The following is a 12211-nucleotide window of genomic DNA, read 5'->3' on the forward strand; positions in this document are numbered from 1 at the left end:
GTTTTGACGACGGGGACCTCCTACGTAACCGATGTCAGGTGCGTCACCGCGCCGGTTGCAGAAAGAACGCCAATGCGGGGCAGGGCGGCCGCCTTGCCCGATCCATGAGGAAAATCATGACACGTTCACGGCAGTTGCGCCTCGGCGCCTTCATGCGTCCCGTCAGCCTGCATACCGGCGCCTGGCGCTATCCCGGTTCCTATCCCGACGCCAATTTCAATTTCGCCCATCTGAAGTCCTTCGCACAAGCGTTGGAGCGGGCGAAATTCGACGCCTTCTTCATGGCCGATCACCTTGCCGTGCTCAACATGCCGGTCGAGGCGCTCAGGCGCAGCCACACCGTGACCTCCTTCGAGCCCTTCACGCTGCTCTCGGCGCTGGCAGCGGTGACGGAGCGCATCGGCCTCGTCGCCACGGCCTCCACAACCTTCGACGAGCCCTATCACATTGCCCGGCGTTTCGCCTCGCTCGACCATATCAGCGGCGGCCGCGCCGGCTGGAACATCGTCACGACGTCGAACCCTGATGCCGCGCTCAATTTCGGCCTCGACGAACATGTGGAGCATGGCGAGCGTTATCATCGCGCCCGGGAATTCTATGATGTGGTCACCGGGCTCTGGGATAGTTTCGCCGACGATGCCTTCATCCGCGACCGGGAAAGCGGCCTGTTCTTCGATCCGGAAAAGATGCATGTGCTCGGCCACAAGGGCGAGGAGCTGAGCGTGCGCGGGCCGCTCAATATTGCCCGGCCGCCGCAGGGCTGGCCTGTCATCGTCCAGGCCGGCCAGTCGGACCCCGGCCGCCAGCTTGCCGCCGAGACCGCGGAGATGGTCTTCTGTTCGCCGCGCGATCTTGCCGCCGGCAAGGCGCTCTATGCCGATATCAAGGGCCGCATGGAAGCCAACGGCCGCAACCGTGACCATCTGAAGATCCTGCCCGCCGCCTTCATCATCGTCGGCGACAGCATCGACGAGGCACGTGCCAAACGCGCCACCCTCGACAGCCTGGTGCATTACGACAGCGCCATCGCTTCGCTTTCGATCGCACTCGGCCATGACGCTTCGGGCTTCGATCCCGACGCGCCGCTGCCGGCCGATGTTCCCGACACCAATGCCAGCAAGACCGGCCGCGCCCAGGTGCTGAAGCTTGCCGCCGGAGAAAATCTGACGGTGCGGCAGCTGGCACAGCGCTACGGCGGCTATGCCGGCCTCGCCTTCGTCGGCACGCCGGCCAGCATCGCCAACGAGATGGAGCGCTGGCTTGACGAGGAGGGTTCGGACGGTTTCAACATCGTCTTCCCCTATCTGCCGCAGGGTCTCACCGACGTCACGGAACGGCTGGTTCCCGAATTGCAGCGCCGCGGCCTGTTCCGCAGCGAATACGAGGGCACGACGCTGCGCGAACATCTCGGATTGCCGCGGCCGGAGAACCGGTTCTTCCCTGCTGGCACATGAAGCGTCGCTACCGCTGGAATGGACGGGCCACGCTTCCGCTTCCGGAAGCAAACCCATAGCGCTCAAGCTGTAACCCGGACCTGAAACGCGTCGCTTTCGCCCGGCATCAGTTCGAGGGGCCAGATGATGTTGCGCTCGCCTCCCGGATAGAAATCTCGATAGGCCGGCATGTTGGCGAGAAGCATCCGGCCGAGCGCGACGCCGAGATCGTAGAGTGACATGCGAAAGCAACTGAGCGAGGGCTGCAGGAACCGTGCGCGCGGAGCGTCGCGGAAGCCGATCACCGCAAGGTCGCGGCCGGGCATGACGCCCGATTCCATCAGGCGGCGGTAAAGGCCGATCGCCATCAGCTCGTAGATCAGGATCACCGCCGTCGGCCGCTCTTCGAGCAGCAGCAGCTCATGGGCGGCCTGATAGCCGCCCTGTTCACTCGACTTGACGCGGATGACGAGTGACGAGTCGAAGGGAATATCGTGCCGCTCGAGCGCCCGGCGATAGCTTTCGATAAAGAGATAGCCGAGGTTGACCTCGCTCGACGGCGCGGTGATCACGATCCGGCGGTGGCCCAGCGCGATCAGCCGCTCGACGGCGTGGTCGGCCACGCCCTCGAAATCGAGATCGATCCATGGAGAATTGCTGGCCGAAAGGCTGCGGCCGAGCGCGACGAAGGGGATCTTCGCCCGCGACAGAAAGTCGATGCGCCGGTCGACGCGCTGCGTGTCCGAGATGATCATCGCATCGACGATACGCCGCGCCACCATCCGCTTCAGATATTCGTGTGGGTCCTCATCGCTCGGGCAGGGCAGCATGAGGAGGTCGAGCTTGTGGCGGGCAAAGACGCTCTGCAGGCCGCTGGTGACGCCAAGGAAGAAGTTGTCGGCATTCTCGACCGTCTCCTTGCTGGATTCGATCATCAACCCGATGACCTTCGTCTCTCCCTGCCGCAGGCTCCGCCCAGACTGGTTCGCGACATAGCCGAGCTCCTCGGCCGCCGCCAGCACCCGCCGGCGGGTTTCCTGATTGACATCGGGCTTGCCGTTCAGCGCGCGGGAGACCGTGCCGATCGAGATATTTAGGTGTTCGGCAAGCTGGCGAATCCCCTTCATCGCTGACGATTTTCCCGGGAGCATGATGCCGAAAAGTGTGCGCGGTTTTCGGACGACATCATGCTCCATTTCTATAATTCAGATCCGTCCGGATCTGGGCCCGTAATTTCCCATTTGCCGTCTATTGACACCGCAAAATGTTTTCGCCTACAGTCGTAAACGTTTACGGAGTGCGTGTCACGAGGAGAGTTGACACCGTTCCCCTGGAGGAAATCGTGAAATTCAGTGCCATTCTGTGCGGGTGCGGAGCTATGTCCAAAGGTTGGTTGCGAGCCATTGCTTCCAACCCTCTGCTGGCCGACTCGATCACCATCGTCGGCCTCGTCGACCTGAACCGGGAGACGGCGGAGAAGCTCGCCGCGGAGTTCGGCCTTGAAGGCGCCGTCATCGGTTCGGACCTGTCCGACGTCATCGCGGCCACAAAGGCCGACTTGGTCTTCGACATCGTCATTCCGGCCGCACGCTACGACATCGTTTCCACCGCCCTCAAGGCGGGCTGCCATGTGCTTAGCGAAAAGCCGATGGCGGCCTCGCTTGCCGAGGGTGCCGCGCTGATCGATCTTGCCGCCGAGACCGGCCGCATCCATGCCGTCATCCAGAACCGTCGCTTCATATCGGGCATCAGGCGCCTGCGCCGTTTCGTTGACAGCGGGGCGATCGGAGAACTCACCGGCATCCATTGCGACTTCTTCCTGGCGCCGCATTTCGGCGGCTTCCGCGAAGAGATGGACAACGTGCTGCTTCTCGACATGGCGATCCACACCTTCGATGCCGCCCGTTACGTCGCCGACAGGAAGCCGCTTGCCGTCTATTGCGTCGAGCGCAATCCGAAGGGTTCATGGTACCGCCACGGCGCCTCGGCCAATGCCATCTTCGAATTTTCCGACGACATCGTCTTCACCTATCGCGGCTCCTGGTGCGCCGAGGGCGAGCGCACCAGCTGGGAAAGCCAGTGGCGCCTCGTCGGTTCGAACGGAATGCTCGCCTGGGATGGCGAAGAGAATTTCAAGGCGTCCATCGCCGGCGAAGAGCCCGGCCTTCTACGCGGTTTTGTTGCCGTAAACGTTCCCGGTCCGGAACATGACGAGGAAACCCATGGCCATGCCAGCGTCATCGCCGACTTCATCGCGGCGATCGGCACCGGCAAACGGCCCGAGACGGTCAATTCCGACAATATCCGAAGCCTTGCCATGGTCTTCGGCGCGATCGAAAGCGCCAAGACGGGCAGGCGCGTCGAAATTTCAGCATAGGATCAAGTGACGTGAGCAACTCTGCAAAATCCATTCGTATCGGCACCATGGTCAGCGGTAACAAAGGCGATGCCGCAACCCGCATCGGCGAGATCGCCGACATGGGCTTCGAAAGCTTCGAGCCTTTCTTCTGGCAGACGACGAAGGGCCAGGACCTTGCCGAACTCGGCAAGCGCTGCCTCGATGCGATCGGTGACCGCGACATCACCATCTCGACGCTCGGCATGTTCGGCAATCCGCTGGAAGAGACCGCAATCGACCTTGAGACGCTGCAGGGCTGGAAGGATTGCATCGACAATGCCCATCATTTCGGCGCCACCTGCATTGCCGGCTTCACCGGCCGCATCCGCGGCAAGCCGCTGACCGACAGCCTGCCTCGCTACAAACAGATCTGGAGCGAGCTTGCCAAGCGTGCTGCCGACAAGGGCGTCAAGATCGCCTTCGAGAATTGCGCCATGGATGGCAACTGGGCAAGCGGCGACTGGAACATCGCCCACAATCCCGATGCCTGGGAACTGATTTTCAACGAGACGCCGGATGATAATATCGGGCTGGAGTGGGAACCGTGCCATCAGATGGTTTATCTGATCGACCCTTTGCCGCAGATCCGCAAATGGGCGCACAAGTTCTTCCACGTCCACGGCAAGGACGCGACCATCCGCTGGGAAGTCATCAAGGAACACGGCATCTTCGGCAAGGAAAAGTTCGTCTTCATGCGCACGCCGGGCTTCGGCGACAGCAACTGGACCGACATCATTTCCGAGCTGCGCCTTGCCGGCTGGTCGGGCTCGATCGATATCGAAGGCTGGCACGACCCGGTCTATCGCGATGCGCTTGAAATGACCGGCCAGGTCTATGCGCTGAACCACCTCAAGCATGCCCGGGGCGGCGAATTCGTCGTCGATCCGATCTGATGATATCGTGGCCGGCAAGGAGGAATTGCCGGAAACGGGGATAACCACAAAGGAGGAGAACCATGGCTATCCGCAAATATGCAATTCTGGGCGCTCTCGCGCTTGCAGGCGTTTCGCTCACCGGCCTTTCGGCCAAGGCCGAGGACGTCACGCTGACGCTCTGGTCGCTGGACAGGGACATCCAGCCGGCGCCGAACCTCGTCAAGGAGTTCAATGCCCAGAACAACGGCATCAAGATCGAATATCGGCTGATCCAGTTCGACGACGTCGTCACCGAGGCGATGCGCGCCTATGCGACCGGCCAGGCGCCCGACATCATCGCCGTCGACAATCCGGAGCATGCGCTGTTTTCTTCGCGCGGCGCCTTCCTCGATCTCACCGACATGATCGCCAAGTCGACCGTCATCAAGCCGGAGAACTATTTCCCGGGACCGCTGAAATCGGTCGAGTGGGACGGCAAGTATTTTGGCGTGCCGAAGGCGACCAACACGATCGCGCTCTACTACAACAAGGACATGTTCAAGGCGAAGGGCCTCGATCCGAACAAGCCGCCGCAGACCTGGGACGAGCTCGTCGAGGATGCGCGCAAGCTGACCGATCCCGCCAAGAACGTCTACGGTCTCGCCTTCTCGGCCAAAGCCAACGAGGAGGGCACTTTCCAGTTCCTTCCCTGGGCCCAGATGGGCGGCGGCAGCTATGAAAACATCAATGCCGACGGCGCGGTGAAGGCGCTCGAGGTCTGGAAGACGATCATGGACGAGAAGCTCGCTTCTCCCGATACACTGACGCGCGGCCAGTGGGATTCGACCGGCACCTTCAACTCAGGCAATGCGGCAATGGCGATCTCGGGTCCCTGGGAGCTCGACCGCATGAGCCAGGAAGCGAAGTTCGACTGGGGCGTCACCCTGCTTCCGGTCCCGAAGGAAGGGGCTGAACGCTCGTCGGCCATGGGCGACTTCAACTGGGCGATCTTCGCCACCAGCAAACATCCGGCCGAAGCCTTCAAGGCGCTCGAATTTTTCGCCTCGCAAGACGACAAGATGTTCAAGAATTTCGGCCAGCTTCCGGCGCGTTCCGACATCTCGATCCCCGAGACCGGCCAGCCGCTGAAGGATGCCGCCCTCAAGGTCTTCCTCGAACAGCTGAAATACGCCAAGCCGCGCGGCCCGCATCCGCAATGGCCGAAGATCTCCAAGGCGATCCAGGACGCCATCCAGGCGGCACTCACCGGCCAGATGAGCCCCAAAGACGCGCTCGACCAGGCAGCCGACAAGATCAAGGCAGTACTAGGCTGATCATTGGCTGCGAGCGAGCCGCTTGCTCCCTCTTCTCCCCCGGCGGGGAGAAGAGGAACCCGGAAGCAACGCGTCTTTTAACCGGATGAACCTCGGTTCATCTCATCATTTCCTCCCGGCAGGGGCCGTCTTCCGCATCATGCGCCAGGCGGCCCCGTTCGGAGCATCGGAGGACGCATGAAAAGGATCCTGATGAGCGTCAGGGACGGTCGCGGTTTCGATATCGTGCTGGTCGCCTTCCCGCTCAGCTTTCTGTTCCTGATGGCGGGGCTGCCGCTGATCTACAATGTCGTGATGAGCTTCCAGGAGGTCGACATGTTCAGCCTCGGCACCTTCTCGCGTCCCTTCGTCGGCTTCAAGAATTATACCGACCTCTTCGCGCAGCCAGAAACGCTGCCGATCCTCTATAATACCGTCATCTTCGTCACCGGCTCCATCGCCGGCCAGTTCCTGATCGGCTTCGGCCTGGCGCTGTTCTTCTGGGTCAATTTTCCCGGCGCCTCATGGATGCGCGGCCTGTTCCTCGTCTCCTGGGTCATGCCTGGCCTCGTCGTCGGCGCCATCTGGAACTGGATTCTCTCAGGCGATTTCGGCGTGCTGAACTTCATCCTGAAAGAAAGCGGCATCATCTCCGGCAACATCTTCTGGCGCTCGGACCCGCATTATTCGCTCTATGCCGTCATCATCGCCAATATCTGGCTCGGCACCTCGTTCAACATGATCCTGCTCTCCGTCGGCCTCGCCGGCATTCCTGCCGATCTCTTTGAGGCGGCCGAACTCGACGGCGCCAATGTCTGGCAGCGCTTCTGGACGATCACGCTGCCAATGATGCGCTCGACCATCGGTGCCATCATCGCACTCGGCCTGATCTTCACCCTGCAGCAGTTCGATCTTTTCGCCGCGATCACGTCGGGCGGGCCGAACAATTCGTCGAATGTCACGCAATACTGGGCCTGGGATCTCTCCTTCCGCCAATACGACTTCGCCAAGGGCGCGACGATCTCCGTCATCATGATCGTCTTCGTCATGTTCGCGTCGGTCGTCTATGTCCGGTCCACGCGCCACGAGGTGCGCGGATGAATACGACGAACCGCGACCGCCTGATGCTCGCCATATCGATCGTCATGGCGGCGATCTATCTCTTCCCGCTCTACTGGATGTACATCACCGCGCTGAAAAGCGGCTCGGAGATGTTCGCGACGCCGCCGAGCTTCTGGCCGGCGGCACCCCAATGGGGCACCTATGCCGCTGTCTGGGAAAGCCGCAATATGGGCCGCTACCTCTGGAACTCGCTGGTCATCGCTCTCGGCTCCGTCGCGCTCATCACGCTGCTCGGCGTCGGCTGCGCTTATGTGCTCGCCAGATACCGCAACGTCTGGGTGGATATCGGCCTGTTCCTGATCCTGATGCTGCAGGTCCTGCCGGCATCGCTGATGATCACGCCGATCTTCGTCGGCTTCTCGCAGATCGGTCTGCTTTCCACTCCGCGCCTTGCCGTCATCATCGCGGTCGCGGCAAAGAGCATGCCCTTCTTCGTCATCCTGGTGCGCGCCACCTTCATGAGCGTTCCCCAGGAACTGGAGGAAGCGGCACTCGTCGACGGCAATTCACGCGTCGGCGCCTTCTTCAACATCGTGCTGCCACTCGCCCGCAACGGCATCCTGGTCAGCGCCATCCTGATCTTCATGCAGGCCTTCGGCGAATTCGTCTATTCGAAGTCGATGATCCAGGCGGCCGAGCTTCAGCCGGCAAGCGTCGGCCTCAACTCCTTCATGGGGCCGAACACCAACGAGTGGAACAACATCATGGCCTACGCCACGATGTATGTGACGCCAATCCTCGCCATCTTCGTTCTCTTGCAGCGCCGCATCGTATCCGGCCTCACCTCTGGAGCCCTCAAATGACCACGCAGATCGAGCTCAGCGGCGTCAACAAATATTACGGCGCCTTCCACGCCCTGAAGAACATCGACCTTTCGATCGCCAAGGGCACCTTTGTCGCACTTGTCGGCCCGTCGGGCTGCGGCAAGTCCACGCTGCTGCGCTCACTTGCCGGCCTCGAAAGCATTTCGTCGGGCGATCTCAGGATCGCCGGCGAGCTGATGAACGGCGTGCCGCCGCGCAAGCGCGACGTCGCGATGGTCTTCCAGTCCTATGCGCTCTATCCGCATATGACGGTCGAGGAGAACCTGACCTACAGCCTGCGCATCCGCGGCATTGCCAAGGCAGAGGCCAAAAAGGCCGCCGAGGACGTGGCGGCGACGACAGGTCTTTCGCATCTCCTGAAGCGCTATCCGCGCGAGCTTTCCGGCGGTCAGCGCCAGCGCGTCGCCATGAGCCGCGCCATCATCCGCCATCCCAAGGCCTTCCTGTTCGACGAGCCGCTGTCCAACCTCGACGCCGCACTCCGCGTCCACATGCGTAAGGAAATCCGGTCGCTGCACGACCGGCTGCACGCAACCTTCGTCTACGTCACGCACGACCAGGTCGAAGCGATGACGATGGCCGACCATGTGGTGGTGATGCGCGATGGCATCATCGAACAGCAGGGTGCGCCACTGGACCTCTACGACCGCCCGGCAAACCGCTTCGTCGCCGGTTTCATCGGTTCGCCGGCCATGAATTTCATTCCCGCGATTGCCGCGGAAGGCGGCAAGAGCCTTATCCTGGATTTCGGCGCAGTGAAGCAGACGCTTGCGATCACCCGCGCCATCGAGCCTGGGCGTAAGCTCATCGCCGGCATCCGGCCGGAGCATATCGGCGTCGTCGAGCCTGGACATGGCAGCTTCGATGTGCCGATCGCCTTCGTCGAATCGACCGGCTCGTCAACCTTCATCGTCGCAGAGACCCAGCCGGAACTGACGATCGTCGAGACGCGCCGCGACAGGGTCAAGGCAGGAGATATGATCGGACTTTCGGTCGATCCGGACCAAATCCATCTCTTCGACGCGTCGACGAATCACCTGGTATAAGCTCATTCGAGCAGCCGGTCGGGCAGGGGTTTCAGCGGGTAGGCCTGCCAGAAGAAGGTGTCGGCGGCCGCCTGATCATAGGAGAAGTTGCGCGCCTCTTTGATCTTGCCGTTCTCGATGCGGAAGGCGAGCACCCAGATGGTGTCGACATTGGCCAGGCCGTCTCGTCCCGACCAGCCGCGATGCATGTCGATCACCCAGTACTCGTCGGCCGTCAACGCGATCAGCTCGGCGCGGAAACCGGCCTTGCCCAGCTGCTGGAAGAATGCCGCCACTTCTTCCTTGCCGCGTTTGACGCCGGCCAGCGGATGATGGCCGGGAATGTGCCATTCGATATCGTCGGCGAAGAACGCGGCGACACGGCTCATGTCGCCGCTGCCGTAGGCGGCGTAGTAGTCGGTGATGACCTTGCGGTTTTCTTCCGGGCTTGCGGCTATGACGGTTCCTCCGGAAAAGAGTGCGACTGAAACGAAGAGTGCTCGAACGAGCGATGGTCTGCGCATGCGGATCTCCTTGAAGGTATATTGGAATGAGAGTGGCAGGCCGGATCAGCCCGGCTGCCCGGCGCGTTCCGCGGCCCTGTTGACCAGAGTCCGGTCGCCGGTCTCGTGGGCGGGCGTCATCACCAGCCGGGAGACTTTCCAGGTGCCGTCGATCTTGGTGAGGTCATATCGATAATGTCCCATCAGTACCCAGCTCTCCGCGCCGATCCGATGGACTGCCTGGAAATCGGCCTCGGCCACCGCTGTCGGGCCGGCACTTTCGATGATGGCGTGGTTGCTGACGAGATGCAGCGTGCGATCGAAGCCCGGCAGAAAGGCAGACCATTGCCGGATGACGGCTTCGGCCGGCTGGGTGGTCGGCTCGCCGCCCCAGAGGCCGGTGTAATCCAGCGTCACCGTGTCGGCGAAGGCGCCGCGCACGCGGTCCCACTGGTGGCGGTCGGCGCCAGCGGCAATGTCGGTAATGGCATCGATGATGGCCACCCGGTCGTCTGGACCGATCGGCTCGGCCCTGGTGGTAAACGACGCCAGCAACACGCCGGCTGCCGCGGTGAGAACGAGGGTTTTCATAGTCATCTCCTTGTCAGCTATCAGGAGCCTCTGTTGATCCGTTCGAAATGCGCGGCCACGGCATCGGCCGCCCGCGTGACATGCTGGGGATTGTCGTAGAAGTCGAACTGGGTGACGCCGTCGAGCCAGATTTCGGACGCATCACCATGAAGGCGCGCCAAAAAGGCATGTGTGCCTTGCGGAACGGCGGCCGCTTCCGAGTGGACGATCAGCGTCGGTTTGTCGAGGCGGTCACCGGTGGCAACCGAGTCATAGGTCAGCCATGGCTCCCAGGAGGCGAGATTAAACTTGTTGTCATATTGCGGGGTGAGGCCGCGAGTGGGCTCGGTATAATAGGGGATCTGGTACATCAGCGCCGTGCTGTCATTGGCGCTTGCGGCAACGATCATCCGGGGCTGGCCGTTGCGCTCGGCTTCCTCAGCCTCGCGGGACGTGGCGATCAGCCTGGCGACGCCGTCCGCGCCGCCATAGATCCGCTCGACGATCGCCTTGTCATGCAGCCAAGGCGCCACCAGCGATATGGCGGTGAAATCGGGATTGCCCGAAGCCGCCGCCGCCATATAACCGGCCGAGGCGCAGATGCCGAGACCGGCGATCTTGCCGGCATCGATTTCCGGCAAGGTTGCCATGAAGTCGGCCGCCGCCACGATATCATCGGTCTTGGCCGCCGGATCCTCCTTGAAACGGATATTGCCGCCAGACTGGCCCCAGCCGCGGAAATCGAAGGCGAGGGCAATGAAGCCGCGCTCGGCCATCTCCTCCGCGTAAAGGCCGGACATCTGCTCCTTGATCGAGGTCCAGGCGCCAGTCACCAGAACGCCGGGGCGCTTTTCGCCCGGCTTGTAGTCGGCCGGGAGATAGAGCGTGCCGGCAAGCGTCACTCCCTCGTTCTGGAAGGAGACGGGACGCGTCTCGATGCCGGCCGCAAAAGCCGTCGAATGCAGCAGGGCTGCCCCAATTGCAGAAAGGGTCGATAGTCTCATCGAAGATTTCCTCGCCGTCACCGCCGGTTTAATCAGGTACGAGGAGGAGTTTCGCAGCATCGGCGCGCAGGCGCCGGAGCGATACTTGGCATTTATTATGTGTTTATTGTCATTCTGGGTCGGAGCGCTATCGTCTGCGAAACGCTGCCGGCGTGAGCCCTGTACTGCGCCTGAAATGCCGACCGAAGCGGGACACGTCGTCATAACCCACGCGGATGGCGACGGCGGCAACCGGAACGCCCGTGGTCCTGAGCAGCACCTTGGCCCGTTCCATTCGCTCACGGATGACATATTGTAGCGGCGACGTGCCGAGCGCCGCGGTGAAGATGCGCACGAAATGGAACCGGCTCATTGCCGCCTCGGAAGCCATGTCGTCAAGGGAAAGATCCTCGGCAAGATTGTCATTGATATATGCCAGTGCACGGCGCAGCCGCCGGTCCTCGACCCCAATGGATGACAGCGGGGCAGGCGAGAGCAGCTGAGCTAAATGTGCTGCAACCGCAAGGTGCATCGTATCGCGATAGAGGGATTGCGGTGCATCCCGAAGAGAGGCCGCGTGACGGACGAATTGAACCAGCAGCGGATCGAGGCTGCCGACGACGGGATTGAAGACGGCCCTGTCGAAACCGACATCCTTGAGCAAGGCGTCCGACAGATCCACCCTCAGAAACGAGAGCTTATCGTCATATTCGCAGGTGCCCGACGAACCGGCCGGCAGAATCCAGCCGTCGCCGGCACGCAGCGGCACGACCCGCTTACGATCGGAACCGACGGCGATGCGGTGCCGGGCCTGATCAACCAGAAATAAGCCGATGGCCAGCCGGGGAATCGCGAACGCACCACCGCCAGCAGGCAGATCCAGCCTGCCCGCCGTCAACCAATCTCCGCTCGAAACTCCTCGCGGTCCGCTCATGGGACAAATCTAATTTGTCACGCCGGGAATTCAACCATGCAGATTTCGGCTGCCTTGGCGCCGGAAAGCAATTGTTATTAGCCGCAAGACGAAGAAAGCCCGATAGCGAGAGCCGGGGAGCCGCCTCACGCGGTGAACGGCTGTTGTGTCGCAAGTATTACAATTTTATGACGCCCATGGAATAAACGCGAAGAAACCCACGATCCGTTCAATGTCATGGAACGTTGAAAAAGTGGTCATCGCGCTGCAATA

The 12211-nt window shown here is 61.8% G+C and carries 12 protein-coding genes; 7 read left to right on the forward strand and 5 right to left on the reverse strand.

Annotated elements, in window-relative coordinates; translation table 11 throughout:
* Positions 1 to 116 precede the first annotated feature (116 nt).
* On the forward strand, positions 117 to 1454 hold the full coding sequence (locus tag G9X68_RS28375; protein WP_171605218.1) for an LLM class flavin-dependent oxidoreductase: 1338 nt from the start codon (positions 117 to 119) through the stop codon (positions 1452 to 1454).
* A gap of 62 nt (positions 1455 to 1516) precedes the next feature.
* Here the strand turns inward: G9X68_RS28375 and G9X68_RS28380 are convergent, their stop codons facing one another.
* Positions 1517 to 2560: a substrate-binding domain-containing protein gene (locus G9X68_RS28380; protein ID WP_171605219.1), complete on the reverse strand. Its 1044-nt coding sequence runs from the start codon at positions 2558 to 2560 to the stop codon at positions 1517 to 1519.
* 215 nt (positions 2561 to 2775) lie between these two features.
* On the opposite strand from G9X68_RS28380, the gene G9X68_RS28385 reads away from it, so the two are divergent.
* The 6 genes from G9X68_RS28385 (at position 2776) to G9X68_RS28410 (ending at position 8990) form a co-directional block, all read left to right on the forward strand.
* Entirely contained in the window at positions 2776 to 3810 is a 1035-nt protein-coding gene (locus G9X68_RS28385) for a Gfo/Idh/MocA family oxidoreductase (protein WP_171605220.1), read from the forward strand.
* An 11-nt stretch (positions 3811 to 3821) separates the two neighbouring features.
* Positions 3822 to 4724 carry a TIM barrel protein gene (locus tag G9X68_RS28390; protein ID WP_171605221.1) on the forward strand — a complete coding sequence of 301 codons (903 nt, stop codon included), beginning with the start codon at positions 3822 to 3824 and terminating at the stop codon, positions 4722 to 4724.
* 62 nt (positions 4725 to 4786) lie between these two features.
* Positions 4787 to 6019 carry an ABC transporter substrate-binding protein gene (locus G9X68_RS28395; RefSeq protein WP_171605222.1) on the forward strand — a complete coding sequence of 411 codons (1233 nt, stop codon included), beginning with the start codon at positions 4787 to 4789 and terminating at the stop codon, positions 6017 to 6019.
* Between the two features lie 177 nt (positions 6020 to 6196).
* Positions 6197 to 7099, forward strand: coding sequence for a carbohydrate ABC transporter permease (locus G9X68_RS28400; RefSeq protein ID WP_171605223.1), 903 nt, complete (start codon positions 6197 to 6199; stop codon positions 7097 to 7099).
* Positions 7096 to 7923, forward strand: a complete 828-nt coding sequence (locus G9X68_RS28405) for a carbohydrate ABC transporter permease (protein ID WP_171605224.1) — start codon at positions 7096 to 7098, stop codon at positions 7921 to 7923. Before G9X68_RS28400 ends, G9X68_RS28405 begins: the two co-directional genes overlap by 4 nt.
* On the forward strand, positions 7920 to 8990 hold the full coding sequence (locus tag G9X68_RS28410; protein ID WP_171605225.1) for an ABC transporter ATP-binding protein: 1071 nt from the start codon (positions 7920 to 7922) through the stop codon (positions 8988 to 8990). Before G9X68_RS28405 ends, G9X68_RS28410 begins: the two co-directional genes overlap by 4 nt.
* A gap of 2 nt (positions 8991 to 8992) precedes the next feature.
* Here the strand turns inward: G9X68_RS28410 and G9X68_RS28415 are convergent, their stop codons facing one another.
* The 4 genes from G9X68_RS28415 to G9X68_RS28430 form a co-directional block, all read right to left on the reverse strand.
* Positions 8993 to 9493 (reverse strand): nuclear transport factor 2 family protein, encoded by a 501-nt coding sequence (locus G9X68_RS28415; protein ID WP_017957470.1) that lies wholly within the window; start codon positions 9491 to 9493, stop codon positions 8993 to 8995.
* A 45-nt stretch (positions 9494 to 9538) separates the two neighbouring features.
* Positions 9539 to 10063, reverse strand: coding sequence for a nuclear transport factor 2 family protein (locus tag G9X68_RS28420; RefSeq protein WP_171605226.1), 525 nt, complete (start codon positions 10061 to 10063; stop codon positions 9539 to 9541).
* Positions 10064 to 10083: 20 nt separating this feature from the next.
* Positions 10084 to 11046 carry an alpha/beta hydrolase gene (locus G9X68_RS28425; RefSeq protein WP_171605227.1) on the reverse strand — a complete coding sequence of 321 codons (963 nt, stop codon included), beginning with the start codon at positions 11044 to 11046 and terminating at the stop codon, positions 10084 to 10086.
* A gap of 127 nt (positions 11047 to 11173) precedes the next feature.
* Positions 11174 to 11923: an AraC family transcriptional regulator gene (locus tag G9X68_RS28430; RefSeq protein WP_171605228.1), complete on the reverse strand. Its 750-nt coding sequence runs from the start codon at positions 11921 to 11923 to the stop codon at positions 11174 to 11176.
* Between the last annotated feature and the right edge of the window lie 288 nt (positions 11924 to 12211).

The sequence above is a fragment of the Rhizobium changzhiense genome (assembly GCF_013087625.1).
GTDB classification, from domain to species: domain Bacteria; phylum Pseudomonadota; class Alphaproteobacteria; order Rhizobiales; family Rhizobiaceae; genus Rhizobium; species Rhizobium sophorae.